We start from the raw sequence: 23755 nt of genomic DNA on the forward strand, positions 1-23755 counted from the left end.
TGTGAAAAAGCAGAGCTTAAGCCGCTCTGCTTTTTTGTTTCACTGATATAGAGGATGGGCTTTGCCCTCACTGCCAACGATCCGTATTTTCGATGTGACCATGTCTTTTGCTGCTTGTTTTGCTTTTTGTAAATACATACGTGGATCTAAGCTTTCAGGTTCGTTTGAGAAATGATCACGGATGGCTTCAGAGTACGCATTTTTCAATTCAGTAGAGACATTGACCTTTGCCATACCAAGTGCTACACATCGTCTGACGTCCTCATCCGGTACAGCGGAACCGCCGTGCAGCACAAGGGGAACATCGACCAGCGCTGCAATTTGTTCAATGCGGTCAAAGTCAATATCCGGTACCCCTTTATAAATGCCGTGAGCGGTACCAATCGCAGGCGCTAAAGTAGGTACCCCAGTTTCTTCTACAAATTGACGGCATTCTGATGGAATGGCTTTTTCAGCATCCTTTTCATCGACGACGATATCATCCTCTACGCCGCCTACCTTGCCTAATTCTGCTTCGACGTTCACCCCTACTTTTAACGCGAGGTCTACGACTTCTTTTGTGCGGCGTACATTTTCTTCATATGAATGCATGGATGCATCGATCATGACGGATGTATATCCCGCTCGAATACAGGTGAGAATCACATCAAAGTCCGTGCAGTGATCAAGGTGCAGACCGATTGGGATTTGATATTGATCAGCCGCCGCTTTGACTGTATCTGCAATCGCTTTTGCTCCAAGTGATTGAACCGTTCCAACCGTTGTTTGCAAAATGACAGGTGATTTTAATTCTGCGGCCGTTTCGAGCACCCAATAAATACTGTCAAAGGAATGTACATTGAATGCAACGATTCCGTATTTTTCTTTTTTCGCAGCCTCAAGCATCGGTGTTGTTGAAAGTAAAGGCATGATCAAACATCCTCTCTCGTTAAAATATCTGTTTCTAAAACAGTAAGCATGTCTTCATTTGTTCTTGTTTCCAGTAGCTTTTGTCGTTTCGCTTCATCCATTAATCCTCGTGAAAGGGCAGAAAGAGCCTTTAGATGAGTGGTGCCCGCTTCATTTTTGGGGATCAGTAAGGATAAGAAGAAAAAGCATGGCTTCCCATCAAAAGCGTCCCATTCAATGCCTGTTTCCGTGCGGACGATCACGAGTGCTGGTTTTGTGATGGCTTCTGTTTGTGTATGTGGAATGGCAAATCCATCTTGAAATCCAGTCGTGCTCAGTGCTTCCCTTTCAGCTAAGCCTTTTTTGACATCCTCTGCTGATGTACAAATACCTGCTTTGTAGGCAATGTCAGCAATGGCTGTGAAAACGCCAGCCTGTGAAGAAGCTGTTTCATGAAGATTCATATAGATATGTTCCATCATTTCTCTTCCTCCCTATTAAACTGCGGGTTTGTCTATTTTTTTACGGTAAAGTCCGTATAGAATGGCACCTACAAGTGATCCGATCAGTATGGATAGTACCCACTGAAATGCACCTGTGACGACTGGAAGGACAAGGAATCCACCATGTGGAGCTGGAACCTGTACGCCAAATAGATACGTCAATATAGCAGAGATGGCTGAGCCAAACATGATAATTGGCAGGACAACGATCGGGTTTTTTGCCGCAAATGGGATGGCACCTTCTGTAATATGTGTCGCCCCTAGAATATAGTTGATTGCCCCTGCATTTCGTTCCTGCGGTGTGAAATGTTTTCTGAAAATCGTTGTGGCAATCGCAATGATAAGTGGTGGCGTGATACATGCTGCGGACACACCTGCCATGAAGTAAAGGTTGCCTTGTGCAAGTAAAGCCGTTCCTGTGACATAGGCTGCTTTGTTAAAAGGACCTCCCATATCAAATCCACACATCGCTCCAACAATTAAACCTAAGAGCAGCGGGTTCGTGGATTGAACAGCTGAGAGAAAATCCATTAATGAATTATTTAGGCCTGTGATCGGAACTAATAGTGGTGTCATCACAGCTCCAATCAAGAAAATACCGATAACAGGATAGATGAAGATTGATTTTAAACCGTCAAGTGATGCAGGTAATTTTTGAAGCAGGAATTGAAGGAATACGATGATATATCCTGCTGCAAAACCTGCGATAATACCACCTAAGAATCCAGCGCCACCGTCGTTTGCAAGCAGGCCGCCGATAAATCCGACAACCATCCCTGGGCGTCTGGCGATTGAATCAGCGATAAATGCTGCTAAAATAGGCACCATTAAGCTAAAGCCGAGTCCACCAATGCTTTTTAAATAGGCAGCAAACGGATGATACGTTTCATGCTGAGGATCAGCTGAGTAAATACCGAATAGAAAAGAAATAGCAATTAAGACTCCGCCTCCAACGACAAATGGAAGCATGTGTGATACACCGTTCATTAAATGTTTGTAGATCGTGTGTATCCACTTATTCGTCGTCTTTTGTTGAGAGGATGAAGGAGCAGATGTTTTCTCCGTCCCAGAAGCCCTTCCTTTCACTTGATGAACGGGTGCATCTCCATTGATAATGCCTTGGATCAGTTCTTCTGGCGTGCGGATGCCTTTCGCTACAGGCACTTCAATCAGTGGTTTGCCGTGAAAACGATCTGTATTCACATCTTTGTCAGCTGCGACAATGACCCCATCGGCCTCCAGAATGTCTTGATCGGTTAAAGCGTTTTCAATTCCTACTTGACCATGCGTTTCGACTTTGATGTCGACCCCTAATTGCTCAGCAGCTATTTTTAATGCCTCAGCTGCCATAAACGTGTGTGCAATGCCTGTTGGACAGCCAGTTGCAGCGACAATTTTTTTACGGCTCATATCTGATTCCCCCTTATATCTTGTGAATGTGTACTTGCTCAATTAATGAATGAATGTCATGTAAATCACTTAAGCCTTTAGAAAATGCAGTAGATGCGCCCGTTGCAATGCCGTAACGTAAGCATTCTTCAGGTGAATGACCTTCAAGCTGTTTACTAAGAAAGGCTGCGAGCATTGCATCTCCAGAACAAGCTGTGTTTACCACAGTGCCTGTCGGTGCGTTTCCTTTTAAGATGACGTCTTTCGTAATGAACAAAGCCCCTTCTCCTCCGCGGGAAATAAGCACTTGCTCTGCACCCATCTCAATGAGTTTTTCTCCTGATTGAATGAGTTCTTTTTCTGACATAGGATGTATTTTGCCGAAAAAAGCAGCGATTTCTTCTTCATTCGGTTTTAATAAATACGGCTTGTATTGAAGCGTCTCAAGAACTGCTGCGGAGCTTGTGTCTAAAATAAATTTGACGTTGTGCTGATGACAAATAGCTGCTACTTCTGAAAAAATGCTGGCGGGTACGCCCTTTGGCAGGCTGCCTGACATGATAAGGATGCCCCCCTGCGGGATGGCCGCTATTTTTTCACGAAAGGCGTGAAGCGATTTTGCTTCAATCGCAGGTCCTTGGTTCACGAGCTTGTATTCTTCTGTCGTATTAATAAAAACATTAATGCGTGTAATTCCTTCAACCGAGATAAAATCGGTTTGAATGGAAAGGTCCTTTAAGGATTGTTCAATATAAGAGCCTGAAAACCCAGCAATAAATCCTAATGCAGTGCTGGTGAATCCATATTTCTTTAGCATAATGGAGACATTGACTCCTTTGCCATTCGGCTGATAGTCTTCATCTTCTGTGCGGTTGACTGCATTTGCCCTCATTTCTTTTAATGCAATATATAGGTCAATAGCAGGATTTAAGGTGCAGGTATAAATCAATTGGTTTCACCTTCTTTCTTTTCTCTAAAGAAAGTATCTCATACGATGGAGTGAAAATGTTTTCAGATTGTGTAAAGGTTTTCATGATAAAAAGCCTTCCAGATCAAAGTCTCGAAGGCTTCTTAAGCGGTTATTTCATTCGGATCACATAGGCATCTAGTAAAATGCGGGCAATGACATGAAGAGACAGGCGCGATCTGACTTCATAATCTGGGAAGAAAGATTGTTCGCCTTTATATCCGACTAGAGTCATATCTGATATTTTGCTTAATGTAGAATCTATTCTTGTCGTGACGGTAATGGTTGTGACTTGCTTCATGCTGAGATTTTGACACGCTTCAACGAGCTCTGCTGTTTCGCCATTTAATGAAACAAAGATCGCAAGTTCATTTTTACCAATATCTCGTGATTTCAGCCGAATGATATTCGGGTCGTCGTGTACTTCGCATGTTTTTCCGATGAGCTGTAATTTGATGGTCATTTCTTTAGCAATCATCTCTGAGAACCCTCTGCCGAAAATATAAATTTTGTCCGCATTATGTATTTTTTGAACGGCATCTTCAATTTGCCCAATACTTTGCAGCTGAATCGTCTTTAAAACCTCTTCTTCATTTTTCCGAATCGCTAGTTTGATGTCTTCATCGATGTTTTTTAGCTGATCACTTACATCGGTCATTTTCTTTTCTTGTTTCAATCGATACTTAAAGGAAGTATAGCCGTTGTAACCAATTTTTTTCATCAATCTGACAATTGTGGCTGTCGACACATTCGCTCTTTCACTTAATGTGACGATGGATAAGGTGGAGATATCCTCTAGATGCTGGTGAATATAATGGAGTAAATAACGTTCTGTTTCACTTAACGTTTGATACACATCGCTTGGAATGTTAAATAGTGGTTCATTCAATTCGATTCCCCCTTACTCATTTCATACTATAATTAAATACCCAATAAAAACAAGGTGATTCTTTTGTCATATATTTTGATGGAAAGCCAAAATGAGTGAAATTTGATTTTTGACATACACTAAGGAAAAGTTGTGTCTGTGTGAAAGGAGCTGATACCTATGCTTCATCTCTTGTTTTTTCTCATCCTTCTCTATGTCGTCTATGTATTTTTGACCGCATTTGTTTTGTTTTATTTACCGATACGAAAAACATGCAAAGAACATTGTATTTATAAAGCCTCTTCTATCTCAGGAGACGATCAGGGGACAAATCAAGTGATGCTTCTTGACGATGGGTTTGAATCTGGTCAGGTTAGAATCCAAATGATTCGTGAGGCAAAGAAGGTGATCCGTCTCAGTTACTATTCCATTCAAAAGGGAAAAACAGCCGAATGGGTACTAGGTGCTTTAATTGAAGCAGCTGATCGAGGTGTGAAAGTCCAGGTGTTGTTAGATGGCATTTGTCACAGTTTGCGCGGGCCGCTGAAGCATTTGCGCTATGCGGTGGCAAATCATCCGAACATGTCGATTCGTTTTTATGAGCCCTTTCGTTTGTTCAAGCCATGGACGTGGCATAATCGGCTTCACGATAAGCTGCTACTAGCAGATGGCCGAGTGGCTGTGATGGGCGGAAGAAATATCGGTGATAAATACTTTGCAGATCAGCCGCCGAAAGACTTTGCTTTTGACCGCGATGTGCTGCTCTATAACGCCAAAAAGGGAAAAGTATTAGATGAAATGGAGCAATATTTCGTTTATCTATGGAATCATGATTTTACGAAAAGAACAAAAGATGTGTTCTCCAAGCCAAAAGCGAAAAAAGGGTTAAAGCTTAGAAAACAGCTGCTCAGATCCTATCAAGAAGCAGTGCGCACAAAAGAACCTTTTGTGATGTCCTCCTTTGATTGGGCAGCAGATGCCACTTCAGTGAAACAGATTGCCTTTTTCACAAATCCTGTGGAACGCTTCAATAAGCGGCCGCTTGTGCTGAAAAAACTGAACGATCTTGCGCACCGGGCAAAGCGTTCTGTGCTTATACAAACGCCTTATGTCATCCCAACACGCCCAATGAAAGCCGGACTCACCCCCTTAGGTAGTGAGATTCAAACGACAATGGTCACGAATTCTCTTACAGCGACACCAAATCCGTTAGCCTTTGCTGGATATTTAAGCACGAAAAAGGAACTGATGAAAACAGGCGTTCATTTGTATGAATATGAAGGCCCCTATTCCATTCATGGGAAATCAATGGTGATTGATGATTACTTGAGTATTATTGGGACATATAACTTAGATGCGAGGTCTAGTTTTTTAAACACAGAGTCGATTTTGGTGATTGACAGTGCCCCGTTTGCGTTATCACTTACACAGGCAATCGAACGAAAAATCGCCTACAGTAATCTCGTTGCTAAAGACCGAACAGCCTATCATGCGAGCGCATATGGGCAGAAAAAAAAGCCTTTGATGAAAAGGCTCCTTTTAAATGGATTATCCGCGATAACGGTATTATGGCGGCGATTGATTTAAAAAAGGGCGGCTACTCTTGTGGCAGCCCTTTTTCTTGCGATTGATCTTTTTCTGCTGACTCCAATTTGGTCAATTTAAACACTAAGATCCCAGCAACAATCACAATGACTCCTAATAGTTTTGTAAAAGAAAATGCCACTTTTTCTAACCCAAGCCAGCCAAGCGAATCAAACAAAAGAGCGCAGCCCAGCTGTGACGTGAGGACAATCGAGATGCCATAAGTCGGTCCAAGACGTTTGATACTCTGAACAAGACAAATGACCACTCCTACCCCAATGGCTCCGCTGATCCAGTACCAAGCTTCCATATGTCTTAATTGAAACATGCCAGTTCCCTCTAGTAAGAGACCCATCAGGAGTGAAGCAATAAAGCCCATTCCAAGAACGAGGGTTGTAGTTGACCAAGAGCCTGTATGCTCATTGACCTTACTGTTAAAAATGGTTTGTAAGCTGACGAGTGCGCCAGCAGTGATAGCTAATAGTATTCCTATGATCATATATAAATCCCTTCATTTCTTCTATTCATAAATATTGTGCCCTGCTATTTCTAGGAGCCCTTTCCGGTCACAAATCGTAATCTCTCCTCTACGCCTCTCTATCAGCCCTTTTTCACAGAATTGCTGAATGACCCGGTTAATATGACGATAGCTTGTACCGATTAAGCTTGCCGCATCAGTGAGACGAAGGGCGCTCGCGCTGTCATCATTTGTTACAACAGACAATAAGTAGCTTGCAAGCCTGACCTCCACAGGATATAAAAGGTGGAAACTCAAATCGTTTGATTTTGTATAAAATTTGTTTGTGATGCCTTTTAGCAGAAAGGTTAACACGCGTGGGTCATCCTTCTCATGGCGCATGAGCGCTTGATGAGAAACCCTTAGCATATGTACTTCTGTGACAGCTTCGACTGTATTGACCATATCCGTCTGCTGAACGTATTCAATATCTCCAATCGCTTCAAGGGGATGTTTAAAGCTAAGAATAAAGGTCTTCCCTTCCTTTGTGGTCGTGAAAATCTTTAATTTTCCTTTCACTAACAAGTACAGGTACTCCCTCTTATCCCCTTTTGAACAAACGAGCTCACCCTGCTCATAGCGCCACAAGCTCACGTGTGATATGAGCTTTTGATGAAAGACGTTTTCTAATTGATGTGCCTTCATATATGAGGCAAAAAGAGGTTCATCATAAAGCTCCTCCATCTGACGCCCTCCTTTATAGCTTTAAAATGATCACGCCTGCGACCATCAGTAAAATTCCTGCATAATGAGGCCATTTCATTTTCTTCTTCTGTACACCAAACCATCCTTTTGCATCGATTGCAAAGGTAAAAGCAAGCTGTGCAATAAGTAACGCTGCGATGGTGAGTGTGACACCGATCATTTGAATCGCGGTGACTTCATTAAAAATAATAATGGCTGCAAATGCGCCGCCTATTAAATAAAGTGGCCGCACCTTTTGATATTCCCTGAAGTGCCCGTCTCGAACGATCAGTAAGATGACAAGCGAGATGATAAAACCGGTTAGCTGTGTGATAGTTGCTGCCTGCCATGTGCCGATATCCTGGCTGATTCTTGCGTTGGCCACGCCTTGCAGTGTAATGCAAGCGCCTCCTAATAAAGCGAAAATAACACCTTTCATTCGTTCAAATGCTCCTTCTTTTTTCAGTCTAGTTCCATTAAATGATACATGCCCATCTATTGAAAAGGACATATGTCCCACTTTGCGTATTATATCAGAAACTTTTTCTTTTGCAGTTTCTTCGTTTTAGATTTTTCACAGTGGGTACAGTTTTATATCAGCTGAAAACAGAATATTGATTGAATCACATATAAAAAGGAGACATGTCAGAATGAGAAATCAAGAGAAACATTTTATTAATGGAGAATGGATTGCTTCAACAGGAAACGAAAAGACAGAGGTCATCAACCCTGCGACAGAAGAAGTCATTGGCACCATTAGCTTAGGAACAAAAGAAGATTTAGATAAGGCAGTGAAAGCAGCTCGTGCCGCCTTCCCTTCTTTCTCGAAAACATCTCGAAATGAACGCGTGAAGATGCTGGAAAACATTGTGCGCGGCTACGAAAAACGCAAGGATGAACTTGTAGAAGTGATGACACAAGAGCTCGGTGCACCGCTGAAAGTATCAGAAGAAGTTCATTACACAATGGGCTATGAACATTTTTCTAAAGCAGCGGAAGCACTTAAATCTTATACATTTACCGAGGACCGCGGCGGACATACCATTATAAAAGAAGCGATTGGCGTCAGCGGATTGATTACACCGTGGAACTTCCCAACGAATCAAACTTCTCTTAAAATTGCGGGTGCCATTGCGGCAGGCTCACCAGTTGTCTTAAAGCCAGCAGAAATTACACCTTTTGCTGCGATGATTCTTGCAGAAATCATTGATGAAGCAGGCGTACCGAAAGGAGTCTTCAACTTAGTAAACGGAACTGGTGACGTGATTGGTGACGGTATTAGCTCACATCCTGATATTGACTTTGTTTCATTTACTGGATCAGGTGCTGTCGGCTCGAAGATTATGGAAAACGCTGCTGACAATGTGAAGAAAGTGGCTCTTGAGCTTGGCGGGAAATCCCCTCTTATCGTCTTAGATGATGCAGATGTGGATGAGGCAGCAGAAACCGCCGTTCATCATATTGCGATGAATACAGGTCAAGTGTGTTCTGCGGCTACGCGTGTGCTTATTCCAGAATCAATGAAAGACAAATTTGAAAAAGCGCTGCTGAATGCCCTGCCGAAGTTTACAGTTGGTGATCCGAGAGAAGATCACGCTACAGGCCCGCTTGTTTCTAAAAAGCAGTGGGATACTGTGCAATCTTATATTGAAAAAGGAATCGATGAAGGTGCTACTCTGCTTGCAGGGGGAACTGGAAAGCCGGATGGAATCGATAAAGGATATTTCGCCAAGCATACCATTTTCACCAATGTAAAAAATGATATGACCATTGCGCAAGAAGAAATATTCGGACCAGTCATGAGTGTCATCACGTACCATGACCTCGATCATGCCCTTGACATCGCCAATGATACGGTTTATGGCCTTGCCGGGTATGTTGTTGGAAAAGATGAAAAAACTTTAAAATATGTAGCTGAACATATCCGTGCTGGCCAAATCACCATTAACAATGCCGAAACAGATTACTTTGCCCCATTTGGCGGCTTTAAGCAATCTGGTATCGGAAGAGAATGGGGAGACTTCGGCATCGAGGAATATTTAGAAGTGAAAGCTGTGATGGGACTTCCAACGGCATAAATTGAGAAGGGAGAAAAACTCTAGGGTTTTTCTCCCCTTTTTATTTAATTAATAAGAACCCATTTCGAATTTTAAGAACTGCTTACTACTCCCCTATTTATCCTTATCCATAATGATGAGATCATGTATCAATAAAAAGAGGAGTATTTAATGAATAATCGTGAACTCAATTTTTAACTAATTCCCAAAATTACTTCAACTTCTTTAATATGATCTAATTCATAGAACATAAAAAATTCAGCTTCTTTTCGATTTGGAGATTTCATTAAAATCTCTAAACGATTAGAATAATGAACACAAGAGATTAATTGCCAATTCATAGCTCGTATCTTTTGCAATTGTTTATAATCTTCTTGAAATTGTTCCTCTCGTTTTAATTTCATGTCATATATTTCATCAATTAAATTAAAAAGTTTATTTGTTTTGGAAACATCAACTCTTCTAATGAGAAAAACAATAAAAACAACTATTAAAACACTTGAAGCAAAATAAATATAAGTATCAAATATATTGATCGAAAGTTTATCAAAATCATTTTGCTGCTCATGTGAGTTATCTAGTAATTTCGAATCGTTAACGTTGTATTTTCTAGAAATAAAATTTAATCCAAAGTTAAAATATGAATTAAAGTAAGAGTTCAAAAATAAAAATAATGGCACAATTGTTATTGTAATAATTGAAGCTTTTGTAGAAAAATTGGCAGCTCTTTCGTATTTATCTTTCGCATAAATGCGAAGATCTGCAACTTGACTCAGATTTAATTTTTCTAATTCCTTTCTATGGATAGACACATTCTTTACTAATTTAAACTTAACTTTTGGATCTTCCAAATCTCTAATAATACTCATATTACCTCCTTGACCAAATAAATTAATTTCACCATGTATAGGTATTAGAAATCTTAATCATGACAATCAATATTATATATTTTACTTAATGGCAAACTTTCGGTAAAGTTCAAATTGAACCTATATATATAATTCCTATCGAATTAATCTATGTTTATATTTCTTGTGAGGTGGATATCGTTGCAACTTCATGTATTGAACAGTCCTTTTAGTCAGCAGCAGGCAGACTTGCTCAATCAGCTGCTTCCGACTTTAACAGATCAACAAAAAATTTGGCTTACCGGTTATTTATCAGCACAGGCAGCTCTAGCCGGATCAGAAACGGCCGCTCTGGCCCCTACTCCTTCTGCCGCAGCCCCTGCGCAGCCTGTCAGTAAAGATGTGACCGTACTTTATGGCTCGCAAACAGGAAATTCTGAAGGATTAGCGAAAAAGACAGCGCAGCATCTCGAGGAGAAAGGTTTTCAAGTGACGCTCTCTTCTATGTCAGATTTTAAACCAAATAATCTGAAAAAAATACACAATTTACTGATGATCGTCAGCACACATGGCGAGGGAGATCCGCCTGATAATGCCCTTTCTTTCCATGAATATGTCCATGGTAGACGTGCGTCAAAGCTCGATCATTTAAGCTTTTCTGTTCTTTCGCTTGGCGACAGCTCTTACGAATTCTTCTGTCAGACTGGAAAAGAATTTGATGAGCGCTTCAAAGAACTTGGCGGAACGCGCCTTATAGGCCGAGTGGATTGTGACCTTGATTATGATGAGCCGTTTTCTGAATGGCTTCAAGGGGTGACATCGGCACTTAGCGAAGGTGAAGCCGCAGCATTCCCGCAAGAATCAGCAGGAGCAAACAACCAAACAGCAGCTTCTGAATATTCAAGAACGAATCCTTTTTATGCGGAAGTACTTGAAAATATCAACCTAAATGGCCGCGGCTCTAACAAAGAAACCCGCCATTTGGAGCTTTCTCTTGAAGGATCAGGACTTGTATATGAGCCGGGTGACAGTCTTGGAATTTATCCAACAAATGATCCTGTGCTTGTTGATGAACTGCTCACAACATGCGGATGGAATGCAGAGGAAGCCGTAACTGTTCATAAAAACGGCGACACTCTTCCTTTAAAAGAAGCACTTACCTCACACTTTGAGATTACAGTATTAACAAAACCCCTTCTTCAAAAGATGGCGGACTTGACGAAAAATGAAGCCCTCCATGCCCTTTTAGAAGAAGGAAATGAAGAAAAGTTAAAAGCGTATATAGCAGGAAGAGATTTAGTCGATGCTGTGCGCGACTTCGGTCCTTTTGAAGGAACAGCCGCAGACTTCACTGCTATTTTAAGAAAAATTCCTGCTCGCCTTTATTCAATTGCAAGCAGCCTGAAAGCCAATGAAGAAGAAGTTCATTTGACAATAGGTGCTGTGAGATATGATGCGCACGGGAGAGAACGTCAAGGTGTCTGCTCCATCCTATGTGCAGAGCGCTTAGAGCCAGGTGATACACTGCCTGTTTATATTCAGCACAATCAAAACTTTAAGCTTCCTGAAAACCCTGATGCACCGATCATTATGGTGGGACCAGGCACAGGTATCGCTCCTTTCCGTTCGTTTATGCAGGAACGAGAAGAAATCGGTGCAAGCGGAAAGTCGTGGTTATTCTTCGGTGATCAGCACTTTGTGACGGATTTCTTATATCAAACCGAATGGCAAAAGTGGTTAAAAGATGGTGTCTTAACGAAAATGGATGTGGCTTTTTCAAGAGATTCAGAGGAAAAAGTATATGTTCAGCATCAAATGAAGAAGCAAAGTAAAGAATTATTCGAATGGCTGGAGCAAGGTGCCTATGTATATGTTTGCGGAGATGAAAAGCATATGGCGCATGATGTTCATAGTACCCTTCTATCGATTATCCAAGAAGAAGGTGCGATGAGCAAAGAGAAAGCAGAAAGCTATCTAGCTAACTTGCAGCAGCAAAAACGCTATCAGCGCGACGTATATTGATGGATTTGATGCTTGAAAGAAAGGAGTTTTTACGACATGGTGAAGACAGCATTAACAGCGCCGGATGGACCTCCGAGCGACGTAGAGGAAATCAAAGAAAAAAGTGATTATTTACGGGGTACGTTAAAAGAAGTGATGCTTGATCCGATTTCAGCGGGAATTCCTGATGATGACAACCGCCTGATGAAGCATCACGGCAGTTATTTACAGGATGATCGAGACCTCAGAAATGAACGGCAAAAACAAAAGCTTGAGCCTGCCTATCAATTTATGCTGCGCGTGCGCCTCCCTGGCGGAATCGCCACATCCAAGCAGTGGCTTGTAATGGATGAGCTTGCTCACAAATACGGCAATGGCACGTTAAAGCTGACAACTCGTGAAACCTTTCAGCTTCACGGTATTTTAAAATGGAACATGAAAAAGACCATTCAAGACATCCATTCGACTATGCTTGATACAATTGCTGCTTGCGGCGACGTAAACCGGAATGTGATGTGTACATCAAACCCCTATCAATCAGAAGTGCACCATGATGTATACGAGCTGGCCAAAAAATTAAGTGATGACCTGCTTCCGCAAACGAGAGCGTATCATGAAATTTGGCTTGATGAGGAAAAGGTTGCGGCAACGCCTGATACGGAAGTTGAACCAATGTATGGTCCGCTTTATTTGCCAAGAAAATTCAAGATTGGTGTGGCGGTCCCTCCTGCTAACGATATTGATGTCTTTTCGCAGGATTTAGGCTTCATTGCGATCATCGAAAATGAGCAATTGATCGGCTTTAATGTCGCAATTGGCGGTGGAATGGGCATGACTCATGGTGATACAGCGACCTATCCTCAGCTTGCAAAAGTGATCGGCTTTTGTACACCGGAACAAGTTGTAGAGATTGCGAAACAAGTGATTACCATTCAGCGTGACTATGGAAACCGTTCCGTGCGAAAAAATGCCCGCTTTAAATATACAGTGGACCGCCTCGGTCTTGAGAATGTAAAAGAAGAGCTTGAACGACGCCTTGGGTTTGCCCTTTTAGACGCAAAAGATTATCACTTTGATCATAACGGAGACCGCTATGGCTGGGTAAAAGGCATCAATGGCAGATGGCATTATACGATGTTTGTAGAAGGCGGACGCATCACAGATTATGATGATTATCCGCTGATGACGGGCATTCGTGAAATCGCAAAGATTCATACAGGTGACTTCCGCTTAACAGCGAATCAAAATTTGATCATTGGAAATGTCACTTCTCATAAAAAGAAACAAATCGAGCAGCTCGTTCAGGAGTTCGGTTTATCAGATGGCCAGCAGCACTCTGCACTGCGCCGCAGTTCAATGGCCTGTGTTTCTCTTCCAACATGCGGCTTAGCGATGGCAGAAGCAGAACGCTACCTTCCACGCTTGATTGACAAAATTGAAGAGATTGTCGAAGAAAATGGCTTAAGTGATAAAGAAATCACGATTCGAATGACTGGATGTCCAAATGGATGTGCCCGCCATGCGCTAGGTGAAATTGGCTTTATCGGCAAATCACCTGGCAAATACAACATGTATCTTGGCGCTGCGTTTGATGGCAGCAGATTAAGTAAGCTGTACCGTGAAAATGTTGGTGAGGAAGACATTTTAAACGAGCTTGGCTCTCTGCTCCCTCGCTATGCAAAAGAACGAGAAGACCAAGAACATTTCGGTGATTTTGTCGTTCGGGCAGGGATTGTCAAAGAAACAACAGATGGCACGAATTTTCATGTGCAATAGAAAAAGACAGGACACTCTCCTGTCTTTTTTTATGGATTCTGTTTCCGTTTCAAGTATTCGCAAATGCTTTTGTACACATGAGGGTTTTCTAAAGAAGAAAGATCTAGTGAAGGCTGCTGTTCATAGGCTCCTTTTAATAAACGCCGGACGATTTTTCCGTTTCTTGTTTTCGGTAAAGTTGAAATGAGATGAATTTCCTTTGGCATGAGAGCTTTTCCCGCGTGTGAACCAACATGTGTTTTGAGCTCTCGAATCAGTTTTGCTTCGTCACAAGATTGTGAGCTAGTCACGATGAAGCACACGAGTGCCTCCCCTTTCACCTCATCCTTTACCCCAATTACAGCTGCCTCGTGTACGGCTGGATGTCCGACAAGAATGGATTCAATTTCTGCTGGACCGACACGTTTTCCTGCTGAATTAATGACATCATCCGATCTGCCCGTGATATGGAATGTGCCATCCGCTGATTGCATCACCCAATCCCCATGTGTCCACACCCCATCAAATCGTCTGAAATACGTGTCTTCATATCGCCCCGGATCTTTCCAAAAACCACATGTCATGCCGACCCATGGCTTTTTCACAACAAGTTCTCCTACTTCATTTATGACGCTCTGACCTGCTTCATTATACACATCTGCCGCCATTCCTAAGATCGCCGCATTAAAAAGAACTGGTTTGATTGGGCGAAGCAGCGTACTTCCTACAATTCCGCCAGAGACCTCTGTTCCCCCTGAATAATTTAGGATCGGAATATGCTTTTGACCGATCTTGTCAAAAAGCCATTGCCATGGTGCTTCATTCCACGGTTCACCTGTAGAAATGATGGCTTTGACATGCGGCAGCTGAATACCTGAAAGGTTTTGCTGCATTGCAGACCGAACAAAAGTAGGTGAAAGTCCAAAATGGGTGACTTTTTGCTCGTGGATGAATGACCAGAGGTGCTGTTCATCTGGATAATCGGGTGCACCGTCATATAAAACGATTGCAGCTCCGTTGATCAAGCCGCCAAAGACGAGAAATGGCCCCATCATCCAGCCCATGTCTGTGAGCCAAAACAAACGGTCTCCTTTTGCAACGTCCATACAAAGACCGGCGTCAAAAGCAGCTTTTACAGGGAAGCCTGCGTGTGTATGGACAGCTCCTTTTGGCGTACCAGTTGTTCCAGAAGTGTATAAGATCATGAGAGGCTCTTCATTTGTGAGATAGGTCGTTTCACTTATCGGATCTTCTTTTAACAAATCGTTTAGCCTAATATCTCCTTCATATTCAGTATCAGAGGAGGTGTGTACAATGACGGTTTTGACGGTCGTGGTTTTGTCGATGGCTTCTGCTGCACATTCCCGCATATTGATCTTCTTCCCGCGGCGCGTCATGTCGGAGCCTGTGACGACAATGGCTGCACCTGACGCACGAATACGCACGGCAAGAGGCTCGCTTCCATAGCCGGAGAAGACGGGGCTAAAGATGACACCAATTTTTGCAAAGGCTAGCATGACGGCAACCGTTTCAGGAATCATTGGCATATAAATGACCGCCACATCTCCTTTTTGAAGCCCATTCTTCAAAAAACCAGCAGCGAGGCGATTAACCTTTTCCTGAAGGTTGAGATACGTCCATCTCCTCTCTGCCCCAACTTCATTTCTCCAAATCACAGCTGGCTGATGCTGGGTCTCTTTGTTCTCTGCCCATTTGTCCACGGCCGTTTCGGTCACGTTTAGTTGACCGCCTTTATACCACTTCGGCCACATGAATGAATCTTGACCTAATGCGGCTTCATACGGCACCTTCCACTTGATGCCGACCGCCTTTTCAACTTCTCTCCAAAACCAATCGGTACGCTCGATACTAGCTTCGTAGAATGCATCATAAGTAGAGAAACCAAGTGAGTGCATCCATTTGTAAAGACGTGTATGTTTCACCTTCTGCTCTTCCGGTACCCATGCTGGTTTCAGGTTCATCATAAGGATGCCCCCTTTAGACCGGATAGACCGGATGTTTTCGTCTTGTAAATGTCATCTCTTTTGAGGAATAGGCTTGTAATCGATGACAAAGCTCAGCTCGCAGGTGGTCAAACGGGATGACGCCATCGACAATCATTTCAGAGGCAAGCTCATATATATTCATATCTTCCTGATATTCCTTACGTTTCTCTTGTATAAATGCAGCTCTCTCTTCGGCAGGCAGCTCGGCAATTTTATTCGCATAGACAGCATTCACAGCGGCTTCTGGCCCCATGACAGCAATTTGCGCTGATGGAAGAGCAAGACAGCAGTCTGGTTCAAACGCTGGTCCTGCCATTGCATATAAACCTGCACCGTATGCTTTACGCACAATGACCGATATTTTCGGAACGGTTGCCTCTGACATAGCGGAGATCATTTTCGCCCCGTGTCTAATAATGCCAGCTTGTTCCACTTTTGTTCCAATCATAAATCCCGGTATATCCGCAAGAAAAAGGAGCGGGATATGAAAGGCGTCACATAGCTGAATAAACTTGGCGGCTTTGTCAGCTGAGTCATGGAATAACACACCGCCTTTCACCCTAGGCTGGTTGGCAATAAGACCAACAGGCTGACCATTCATGCGGCCAAAGCCTGTAATCAGCTCCGCGGCAAACAGTTTTTTGATTTCAAAAAATGACCCTTCATCAATGAGTAAATAAATGAGCTGATACATATCAAAAGGGGTATTCTGCCCCTTAGGGATAAGGTCTTGGATGGTCATCTCAGATGGCTGAGGTGCTTTTGCGGCTGCCCGTTTTGGTTTCTCTGTATAGTTGGCAGGCATGTAGGTTAAATAGTCGCGAGCGATTTGAATGGCTTCTTCCTCTGTTTTGGCTAAAATATCACCACATCCTGATATGCTGCAATGCATGTTTGCCCCGCCCATTTCTTCTAGTGATACTTTTTCTCCAATCACCATTTCGGCCATTCTCGGAGAGCCTAAATACATCGAGGCATTCCCTTCGACCATAACGACGATGTCACAAAAAGCAGGAATGTAAGCACCTCCTGCTGCAGAAGGACCAAATAGTAAACAAATTTGCGGGATACGTCCAGACAGCTTCACCTGGTTATAAAAAATGCGTCCCGCGCCCCTTCTGCCTGGAAACATGGCAATTTGATCGGTGATTCTTGCACCCGCAGAATCGACTAAATACAGCATCGGGCAGTTGAGCTTTTCCGCTGTTTCTTGGATTCTAATGATTTTTTCTACCGTTTTGACGCCCCATGATCCAGCTTTGACGGTAGAATCATTCGCCATGACGCAAACCGTTTGCCCATTCATCCGCCCCGTCCCTGTGACAACCCCATCTGCTGGTAAATGTTGATCTTTACACTCGGCAAACATGGCATCCTCAATGAAAGAATCCTCATCTAATAACAACTGGAGCCGGTCACGGACGAACAATTTTCCTTTTTCTTTGTTTTTTTGATGGTATCGTTCGGCTCCTCCTTTTACAATCCGCTGTTTTTTCACTTCATATTCTTCGATCATGCCCATTCCCCTTTCTTGCTAGTTGCCTCGGTAATGAGGCGTTCGTTTTTCTTGGAAAGCTTGAAGTCCCTCCATTCGATCTTCTGTATCAATGAGCCGTACATAGGCTTCGTATTCCTTCATCAGACCTGTACGTAAATCATGATCAAGGCTCATTTGAATCGCTTGTTTCGCTTCTTTTAAAGCAATTGGGCCGTTTTTGGCGATTTGTTTTGCGAGAGAAATGGCGTCATCCATAAGAGAATCTGCTAAAGAGAGGTGCTCAATCAACCCGATTTGAATGGCTTCTTCAGCTTGTAATGAACCACCTGTGAAAATCAGTTCTTTTGCTTTACCGAGTCCAATCAGGCGCGGAAGCCGCTGGGTTCCTCCGGCTCCTGGTATGATGGCTAGTCCAGTTTCTGGCAGGCCGAGTCTTGCTCCGGCTCGTGCGATGCGGAGATCACAAGCCAGTGCGAGCTCAAGGCCTCCGCCGAGTGCGTGTCCATTCATCACGGCAATGACAGGCACAGGAAGGGAGTCAATTTCTGTAAAGGTTTGCTGAATCGACAGAACCGCCGCTTTTGCTTCTTCTTCTGTCATCAATCGTCGCTCTTTTAAATCAGCTCCTGCGCAAAAGACGTTAGAACCAGCTCCTGTAATGAGCAGACAGCGGATGCTTTGATCGTGTTTGATTTCTTGAATGATTTGATTGATTTCCTCAAGCATCGCAGCGGATAGGGAATTCGCTTGTTCCGGCCTGTTTAAGGTCATGATCCCAATCCGTTCATCTTGTATCATAAAATTAACCAATGATGTCATGTCACATTCATCCTTTATGAAGTAGTATGAGAGTGAAAAGCACGTAAACAATGACTAGGCAGGGTTCGATCTACTTTTGTTTCGATCCATTCTGCCGCGTCTATCAATGCTGGAAAATCGATTTTGGTTTCAATTCCTAGTTTTTGAAGCATATGCACTACATCTTCTGTCGCGACATTTCCGCTAGAGCCAGGTGCATATGGGCAGCCACCAAGTCCGCCGCTAGAGGAGTCAAATGTTGTGATTCCCGCTTTTAATGCCGTATAAATATTGGCAAGACCCATCCCCTTCGTATCGTGAAAATGTAGAGCGATTTTATCAGCAGGAAAACGTTCAAGTAAAATGTCTAATCGCCTTTCTACTTGAAGCGGATGGGCTTCTCCAATGGTGTCGCCGAGTGATATTTCATCAATGCCATAAGAGAGCAGAATATCCGTTAACCGCAGAACTTGATCCATTGGCACTTGATGTTCATAAGGGCAGCCAAACACGGTAGAAATATATGCGCGCGTGATCTTTCCTGCTGCTTTTAAATCAGCTGTCATTTGTTTGATGACAGGAAGTGTTTCGTGGATGGATTGATTCATATTTTTTTTGTTATGTGTTTCACTCGAAGAGATAAACATAGCGCCTGCGTCAAGATTTGCTTCAAAAAAGTGAGCCAAGCCTTTTTCATTAGGAATGAGTGCAGCATAGGTGATGTTGTCATTTTTGTGTAAGGATTGAGCTAACTCTTTGGCGTCTTTTAAGGCTGGGACCCATTTAGGATGAACAAATGAGGTGACTTCAATATAAGGGAGCCGGGCTGCTGTGAGCAGTTCAATCCACCTTTGCTTCTCGCTTGTGTCCAGCCAAGTGGATTCATTTTGCAGTCCGTCCCGCGGGCCGACCTCTCTGATAAGTACACGCTTTGGTAATGCCATCTCGCTCCCTCCTATTCTGTCAGCTCTAGAAGGACCTCTCCTTCATCGACAAATTCCCCCTCTGCCTTATACACTTTGCTGATGACACCAGCCTCTTCTGCAACAATTGGAATCTCCATTTTCATTGATTCCAAGATAGCGACCTCCTGTCCTTTTTGCACTTCATCGCCTTGTTTCACAAGAAGCTTCCATAAGTTTCCGGCCATTTGTATCGTGACCATTTTCATGAACGGTTCCCCTCCCTTTTTTTCATGAGAAAATCGGTTGTGATGCTGCCATGTAAGAAAGCAGAAGATCCAGCCATTTCCCTTAAAAGCGGTAAGTTGGTTTTGATCCCTTCTATTTCATATGCTTGTAACGCATTTTTTAATCGTTCTATTGCAAGTTTTCGTGTATCACCGTAAACGATCATCTTCGCAATCATTGGATCGTAATATGGGGTAATGACGCTCCCGCTTGTCACACTTGATTCATGGCGTATATAGGGAGCTTCTGGCATAAATAGCCGAGTGATTGTTCCTGGTGACGGATAAAAGGTAACGGGGTCCTCCGCATAGATTCTGACCTCGATGGCATGCCCAATTTGATGAATATCCTCCTGAATGAAGGAAAGCGGCTCTGATGCAGCGATTTTCAGCTGCTCCTCGACAAGATCAATACCTGTAATTTCTTCTGTGACAGGGTGCTCTACTTGTAATCTCGTGTTCATCTCTAGAAAATAAAATTGTTGGTTTTGATCGACTAAACATTCAATCGTCCCTGCATTTTCATAGCCAATGGCTTTGGCTGCTTTGACGGCCATCTGTCCCATCTGTTGTCTCACCGATTCATCGAGACAGGCGGCAGGTGCTTCTTCGATGATTTTCTGGTGTCTTCTTTGGAGTGAACAGTCGCGCTCAAATAAGTGAACCCCATGGCCGAAGGAATCAAAGAGGACTTGAATTTCAATGTGCCGCGCGTCTTCAATGACCTTTTCCATATAAAGCGTCCCGTCGTTGAAAAAACTTTGCGCTCTTTTTTGATTTCCTTCAAAAGCTTTATGCAGCTCCTCGTCATTTCGCACAAGCTGCATGCCAATTCCCCCGCCTCCGCTTGATGCTTTGAGCATGATCGGATAACCGAGTGACTGGGCTTTACTGACTCCTTCTTCTGCGTCATGGAGCGGGGCTGAAACGCCTGGTACAATGGGAATCCCCGCATGGTCCATCGTTTTTCTCGCTTCAATTTTATTCCCCATTCGCTGAATGACCTGTGCGGATGGTCCAATAAAAATAATTCCTTCGCTGCGGCAGCGTTCAGCAAAGGCCGCATTTTCAGATAAGAGGCCATATCCAGGATGGATGGCATCTGTATTTGTCTGCTTGGCAACCTCGATGATCACTTCCATGTTTAAATAGCTTTCAGATACTTTCGCTCCTCCAATGAGATAGGCGCTGTCTGCTTCTTGCACATGAAGCGCATGCTGATCTGCCTCTGAATAAACAGCCACGGTGTTGATCCCGAGCCTTTTACAAGTCCGAATAATTCTACGAGCAATTTCGCCTCGATTCGCAATGAGTACTTTTTTGAACATCGCTGCCCTCACTCCTTTATTAGATCAAGCGCCTGTTTTTTCAGACGAAATTTTTGAATCTTCCCTGATGCGGTCATCGGATACTCGTCTGTGATGAAAAAATATTTTGGAATTTTGTAGCGAGCCATTTGTGACTGACAATAGCTGGTTAATGACTCAATCGTCACTGTGTGACCTTGTTTGAGCCGAATGAATGCGGCGGCTTCCTCTCCATAGGTCTCGTCAGGAATACCAACGACCTGTGCATCAAGAATGGCTGGATGCGTGTAAAGAACGTCTTCAATCTCTTTTGGATAAACATTTTCCCCGCCTCTAATGATCATATCTTTCAGCCGTCCTGTGATTTTCACATAGCCATCCTCATCCATCTCCGCTAAATCCCCTGTATGAAGCCACCCGTCCTCATCAATGACTTCATTTGTGGCTTCTTCATTTTTATAGTAGCCTTTCATCACATGATAGCCTCTTGTACACAGCTCGCCTTGTTCTCCTCTTTGTACTTCATCCGGCGTACCTGGGGCGGTGATTTTTACCTCGATGTGAGGAAGTGCCCGACCGACTGTTTGAACCCGCCTTTCAAATGAATCATCTGTTCTTGTTTGGGTAATGACAGGTGAGCTTTCGGTCTGACCGTAGGCAATCGTGAGCTCCTTCAGGCCCATTTGTTCAATGACTGCTTTCATCACATGGGATGGGCAAAGAGATCCTGCCATAATGCCTGTTCGTAATGTGGACAGATCGTATTGGTGGAAATTCGGATGATCGAGCTCTGCAATGAACATTGTCGGGACGCCGTGAAGAACAGTGCACTTCTCTTGTTCCACTGTTTGAAGGACTCGCTCTGGGTGGAAAGATTCAATTGGAATGATCGTGCCTCCTTTTGCGAGACAAGCAAGTACGCCAAGAACAGATCCAAAGCAATGAAAGAACGGCACGGGGATACACATGCGGTCTTCATGGGTGAGCTTCATGCAATCTGCGATCTGACTGGCATTGCAGACGATGTTTGTATGGCTGAGCATGACGCCTTTTGGGTAGCCGGTTGTGCCAGAGGTATATTGCATATTAATAACGTCATCAGGCGCCAGCTCATCCATTCGTTTCTCCCATGCATCATCCTCCATTCTTTTAGCAGCAGCTTGAATACTGTCCCAGCTGCGCATGCCCTTTGGCGTGTGCTCGCCAATATATACAACACTTTTTAAATATGGAAATGATGATGAAGTGATCTCGTCTTGATGAGCTGTTTGAAGCTCTGGAATGAGGTTTTCAAGCATCCTGACATATGATGTCTCTTTAAACCCGTCAACGATAAACAGCATGCTGCTATCAGAGTGCTTTAGTAAGTAAGCGAGTTCTTGTGATTGAAAGTTCGTATTCACGGTGACAAGAACGGCTCCAATGGAGGCGCAGGCGAATTGCAGCATGAGCCATTCAGGGACATTAGGTGCCATGATGGCGATATGATCCCCTTTTTGAACCCCTAATGCCATAAGACCTTTCCCTGTTTCCTTGACCTCTCTAAAAAACGCTTCGTATGAATAACGTAATGAACGTTCTGGATACACAATGGCTTCATGTGCTGGGTGCTGCTCCTTTTTCTCTTTTAATAGGGAGCCGATCGTTTGTGGATGAATCGACATCATGATTTTCCTCCTCCATCAGTGGTAAGCGTTTTCATAAAAGGGTTATGATAGCAGTTGTCTCGCGATGACTAGACGCTGAATTTCAGAGGTGCCTTCTCCGATTTCCATGAGCTTGGCATCTCTCACAAGCCGTTCTACCCCGCACTCTTTCATGTAGCCTGTTCCTCCGTGAATTTGGACAGCATCAAGACTTGCTTTTGTGGCCATTTCCGAAGCGAAAAGCTTGGCATAGGCAGCTTCTTTTGTAAATGGCTTTCCATGATCTTTCAGCCAAGCGGCTTTCCACACCATTTGACGAGCAAGTTCTATTTGCATCGCCATATCTGCCAGTTTAAATTGAATGGCTTGAAAGGACGAGAGGGTCTGCCCAAATTGCTTTCTTTCCTTTGCATAGGAGAGAGAAGCATCTAGTGCAGCTTGCGCGATACCAACAGATAAGGCAGCAATTGATATGCGTCCCCCGTCTAATGTATATAAAAATTGCTTGAAGCCTTTGGCTGGGTCTCCTAATATATGATGTGCTGGTACACGTACGCTGTCTAAAATGATTTCAGCCGTATCTGAACCGCGCACCCCCATTTTGTCGTATGGATTTGTAATGGACAGCCCTTTTTGACCTTTTTCTACAATGAAGGCGGAGATGATCGGGCGGCCGTTCTCATCATGATCCGTGACAGCTGTGACGATAATGGTTCTGGCAAAATTGGCATTTGTGATCCAGCACTTCTCCCCGCTAATCACATACTCTTGTCCGTCTTTGACCGCTTTTGTTTTCGTCCCTTTTGCATCTGATCCTGCATTTGGCTCTGTTAATCCGAAGGAACCGAGTGCTGTTCCAGATGCCAGCGGGACAAGGTGATCCATCTTTTGCTCCTCTGTACCGAAGTAATAAAGCGGGCTTGCGCCTAAGGAAACGGCTGCGGCATAGCTAAGACCTGTACTGGCACACTGTTTTCCGATTTCTTCTACAGCGAGCGCATATGAGATCGTATCTCCTCCTGAGCCTCCGTATTTCTCTGGAAAAGGAATGCCCATCAAGCCGAGTTCCCCCATTTTTTGAAAAGTTTGGACCGGGAATACGGCCTGTTCATCAATGGTTTGAGCGAGTGGAGCAATTTCTTCCTTGGCGAATTCTTTGACCATCTGCCGAATCATTTGTTGTTCTTTCGTTAATTCAAAATCCATCTTGTTTCCCCCTTTGGCTCTTTTCTATCATATTTATTAATCAA

General features: G+C 43.5%; 21 protein-coding genes. 4 read left to right on the top strand and 17 right to left on the bottom strand.

The features are described from left to right. Positions 1–39: 39 nt before the first annotated feature. The 5 genes from ACP7A0_RS02820 to ACP7A0_RS02840 form a co-directional block, all read right to left on the bottom strand. Positions 40–909, bottom strand: a complete 870-nt coding sequence (locus ACP7A0_RS02820; protein ID WP_034660835.1) for a class II fructose-bisphosphate aldolase — start codon at positions 907–909, stop codon at positions 40–42. Positions 910–911: 2 nt separating this feature from the next. Continuing rightward, positions 912–1370, bottom strand: coding sequence for a PTS sugar transporter subunit IIA (locus ACP7A0_RS02825; protein ID WP_106037277.1), 459 nt, complete (start codon positions 1368–1370; stop codon positions 912–914). A gap of 15 nt (positions 1371–1385) precedes the next feature. Further along, positions 1386–2801, bottom strand: coding sequence for a PTS fructose transporter subunit IIC (locus ACP7A0_RS02830; RefSeq protein ID WP_106031140.1), 1416 nt, complete (start codon positions 2799–2801; stop codon positions 1386–1388). 13 nt (positions 2802–2814) lie between these two features. Next, entirely contained in the window at positions 2815–3729 is a 915-nt protein-coding gene (gene pfkB / locus ACP7A0_RS02835; protein ID WP_060596475.1) for a 1-phosphofructokinase, read from the bottom strand. A 130-nt stretch (positions 3730–3859) separates the two neighbouring features. Beyond that, positions 3860–4636 (bottom strand): MurR/RpiR family transcriptional regulator, encoded by a 777-nt coding sequence (locus ACP7A0_RS02840; protein ID WP_426004182.1) that lies wholly within the window; start codon positions 4634–4636, stop codon positions 3860–3862. A 159-nt stretch (positions 4637–4795) separates the two neighbouring features. Here ACP7A0_RS02840 and ACP7A0_RS02845 point away from each other — a divergent pair, with 159 nt between their 5' ends. Continuing rightward, positions 4796–6202 carry a phospholipase D-like domain-containing protein gene (locus ACP7A0_RS02845; protein ID WP_060596476.1) on the top strand — a complete coding sequence of 469 codons (1407 nt, stop codon included), beginning with the start codon at positions 4796–4798 and terminating at the stop codon, positions 6200–6202. 10 nt (positions 6203–6212) lie between these two features. Here the strand turns inward: ACP7A0_RS02845 and ACP7A0_RS02850 are convergent, their stop codons facing one another. The 3 genes from ACP7A0_RS02850 to ACP7A0_RS02860 are packed head-to-tail and all read right to left on the bottom strand — an operon-like array spanning position 6213 to position 7839. Continuing rightward, the gene (locus tag ACP7A0_RS02850) at positions 6213–6698 is read right to left on the bottom strand and encodes a DMT family transporter (RefSeq protein ID WP_034660841.1); all 486 of its coding nucleotides are present in this window, start codon (positions 6696–6698) and stop codon (positions 6213–6215) included. A gap of 21 nt (positions 6699–6719) precedes the next feature. Beyond that, complete coding sequence (locus ACP7A0_RS02855; RefSeq protein ID WP_426004184.1) at positions 6720–7400, bottom strand: Crp/Fnr family transcriptional regulator; 681 nt, start codon at positions 7398–7400, stop codon at positions 6720–6722. 13 nt (positions 7401–7413) lie between these two features. Beyond that, positions 7414–7839, bottom strand: a complete 426-nt coding sequence (locus ACP7A0_RS02860; RefSeq protein ID WP_060596692.1) for a DMT family transporter — start codon at positions 7837–7839, stop codon at positions 7414–7416. Positions 7840–8050: 211 nt separating this feature from the next. On the opposite strand from ACP7A0_RS02860, the gene ACP7A0_RS02865 reads away from it, so the two are divergent. Next, on the top strand, positions 8051–9478 hold the full coding sequence (locus ACP7A0_RS02865) for an aldehyde dehydrogenase family protein (RefSeq protein WP_426004186.1): 1428 nt from the start codon (positions 8051–8053) through the stop codon (positions 9476–9478). A 173-nt stretch (positions 9479–9651) separates the two neighbouring features. Here ACP7A0_RS02865 and ACP7A0_RS02870 read toward each other — a convergent pair whose 3' ends face one another. Continuing rightward, on the bottom strand, positions 9652–10326 hold the full coding sequence (locus ACP7A0_RS02870; protein ID WP_106037281.1) for a hypothetical protein: 675 nt from the start codon (positions 10324–10326) through the stop codon (positions 9652–9654). A gap of 180 nt (positions 10327–10506) precedes the next feature. Between ACP7A0_RS02870 and ACP7A0_RS02875 the strand changes: the two genes are divergently transcribed. Together ACP7A0_RS02875 and cysI are read left to right on the top strand one after the other, a co-directional pair. Next, on the top strand, positions 10507–12327 hold the full coding sequence (locus tag ACP7A0_RS02875) for an assimilatory sulfite reductase (NADPH) flavoprotein subunit (RefSeq protein ID WP_278023052.1): 1821 nt from the start codon (positions 10507–10509) through the stop codon (positions 12325–12327). Between the two features lie 36 nt (positions 12328–12363). After that, the gene (gene cysI / locus ACP7A0_RS02880) at positions 12364–14082 is read left to right on the top strand and encodes an assimilatory sulfite reductase (NADPH) hemoprotein subunit (RefSeq protein ID WP_426004189.1); all 1719 of its coding nucleotides are present in this window, start codon (positions 12364–12366) and stop codon (positions 14080–14082) included. 29 nt (positions 14083–14111) lie between these two features. Here cysI and ACP7A0_RS02885 read toward each other — a convergent pair whose 3' ends face one another. From ACP7A0_RS02885 to ACP7A0_RS02920, 8 genes are read right to left on the bottom strand one after another with little or no spacing between them, the layout of a single operon-like run. Further along, a complete protein-coding gene (locus tag ACP7A0_RS02885; RefSeq protein ID WP_426004191.1) occupies positions 14112–16046 on the bottom strand; it encodes an AMP-binding protein in 1935 nt (644 codons plus the stop codon). Between the two features lie 13 nt (positions 16047–16059). Continuing rightward, positions 16060–17583 (bottom strand): acyl-CoA carboxylase subunit beta, encoded by a 1524-nt coding sequence (locus tag ACP7A0_RS02890; RefSeq protein WP_106037285.1) that lies wholly within the window; start codon positions 17581–17583, stop codon positions 16060–16062. An 18-nt stretch (positions 17584–17601) separates the two neighbouring features. Continuing rightward, positions 17602–18384, bottom strand: a complete 783-nt coding sequence (locus ACP7A0_RS02895; RefSeq protein ID WP_413545475.1) for an enoyl-CoA hydratase — start codon at positions 18382–18384, stop codon at positions 17602–17604. A gap of 14 nt (positions 18385–18398) precedes the next feature. After that, positions 18399–19307 carry a hydroxymethylglutaryl-CoA lyase gene (locus ACP7A0_RS02900; protein WP_426004194.1) on the bottom strand — a complete coding sequence of 303 codons (909 nt, stop codon included), beginning with the start codon at positions 19305–19307 and terminating at the stop codon, positions 18399–18401. An 11-nt stretch (positions 19308–19318) separates the two neighbouring features. Continuing rightward, positions 19319–19534: an acetyl-CoA carboxylase biotin carboxyl carrier protein subunit gene (locus ACP7A0_RS02905; protein ID WP_034660850.1), complete on the bottom strand. Its 216-nt coding sequence runs from the start codon at positions 19532–19534 to the stop codon at positions 19319–19321. Next, positions 19531–20880, bottom strand: coding sequence for an acetyl-CoA carboxylase biotin carboxylase subunit (locus ACP7A0_RS02910; RefSeq protein ID WP_275718186.1), 1350 nt, complete (start codon positions 20878–20880; stop codon positions 19531–19533). Before ACP7A0_RS02910 ends, ACP7A0_RS02905 begins: the two co-directional genes overlap by 4 nt. 8 nt (positions 20881–20888) lie before the next feature. Next, complete coding sequence (locus ACP7A0_RS02915; protein WP_106071673.1) at positions 20889–22526, bottom strand: AMP-binding protein; 1638 nt, start codon at positions 22524–22526, stop codon at positions 20889–20891. A gap of 42 nt (positions 22527–22568) precedes the next feature. After that, positions 22569–23711 (bottom strand): acyl-CoA dehydrogenase family protein, encoded by a 1143-nt coding sequence (locus ACP7A0_RS02920; RefSeq protein ID WP_106031129.1) that lies wholly within the window; start codon positions 23709–23711, stop codon positions 22569–22571. Positions 23712–23755: the final 44 nt, after the last annotated feature.

This window comes from Bacillus sp. DWP3-1, from assembly GCF_049896565.1.
In the GTDB taxonomy this organism is placed as follows: Bacteria; Bacillota; Bacilli; order Bacillales; family Bacillaceae; genus Bacillus.

What these genes read in the sequence shown, in the direction of transcription:
- ACP7A0_RS02820 (WP_034660835.1), bottom strand. Translation starts at nt 909, where the DNA reads ATGCCTTTACTTTCAACAACACCGATGCTTGAGGCTGCGAAAAAAGAA.
- ACP7A0_RS02825 (WP_106037277.1), bottom strand. Translation starts at nt 1,370, where the DNA reads ATGATGGAACATATCTATATGAATCTTCATGAAACAGCTTCTTCACAG.
- ACP7A0_RS02830 (WP_106031140.1), bottom strand. Translation starts at nt 2,801, where the DNA reads ATGAGCCGTAAAAAAATTGTCGCTGCAACTGGCTGTCCAACAGGCATT.
- ACP7A0_RS02845 (WP_060596476.1), top strand. Translation starts at nt 4,796, where the DNA reads ATGCTTCATCTCTTGTTTTTTCTCATCCTTCTCTATGTCGTCTATGTA.
- ACP7A0_RS02850 (WP_034660841.1), bottom strand. Translation starts at nt 6,698, where the DNA reads ATGATCATAGGAATACTATTAGCTATCACTGCTGGCGCACTCGTCAGC.
- ACP7A0_RS02855 (WP_426004184.1), bottom strand. Translation starts at nt 7,400, where the DNA reads ATGGAGGAGCTTTATGATGAACCTCTTTTTGCCTCATATATGAAGGCA.
- ACP7A0_RS02860 (WP_060596692.1), bottom strand. Translation starts at nt 7,839, where the DNA reads ATGAAAGGTGTTATTTTCGCTTTATTAGGAGGCGCTTGCATTACACTG.
- ACP7A0_RS02865 (WP_426004186.1), top strand. Translation starts at nt 8,051, where the DNA reads ATGAGAAATCAAGAGAAACATTTTATTAATGGAGAATGGATTGCTTCA.
- ACP7A0_RS02870 (WP_106037281.1), bottom strand. Translation starts at nt 10,326, where the DNA reads ATGAGTATTATTAGAGATTTGGAAGATCCAAAAGTTAAGTTTAAATTA.
- cysI (WP_426004189.1), top strand. Translation starts at nt 12,364, where the DNA reads ATGGTGAAGACAGCATTAACAGCGCCGGATGGACCTCCGAGCGACGTA.
- ACP7A0_RS02885 (WP_426004191.1), bottom strand. Translation starts at nt 16,046, where the DNA reads ATGATGAACCTGAAACCAGCATGGGTACCGGAAGAGCAGAAGGTGAAA.
- ACP7A0_RS02890 (WP_106037285.1), bottom strand. Translation starts at nt 17,583, where the DNA reads ATGATCGAAGAATATGAAGTGAAAAAACAGCGGATTGTAAAAGGAGGA.
- ACP7A0_RS02895 (WP_413545475.1), bottom strand. Translation starts at nt 18,384, where the DNA reads ATGACATCATTGGTTAATTTTATGATACAAGATGAACGGATTGGGATC.
- ACP7A0_RS02900 (WP_426004194.1), bottom strand. Translation starts at nt 19,307, where the DNA reads ATGGCATTACCAAAGCGTGTACTTATCAGAGAGGTCGGCCCGCGGGAC.
- ACP7A0_RS02905 (WP_034660850.1), bottom strand. Translation starts at nt 19,534, where the DNA reads ATGAAAATGGTCACGATACAAATGGCCGGAAACTTATGGAAGCTTCTT.
- ACP7A0_RS02910 (WP_275718186.1), bottom strand. Translation starts at nt 20,880, where the DNA reads ATGTTCAAAAAAGTACTCATTGCGAATCGAGGCGAAATTGCTCGTAGA.
- ACP7A0_RS02915 (WP_106071673.1), bottom strand. Translation starts at nt 22,526, where the DNA reads ATGATGTCGATTCATCCACAAACGATCGGCTCCCTATTAAAAGAGAAA.
- ACP7A0_RS02920 (WP_106031129.1), bottom strand. Translation starts at nt 23,711, where the DNA reads ATGGATTTTGAATTAACGAAAGAACAACAAATGATTCGGCAGATGGTC.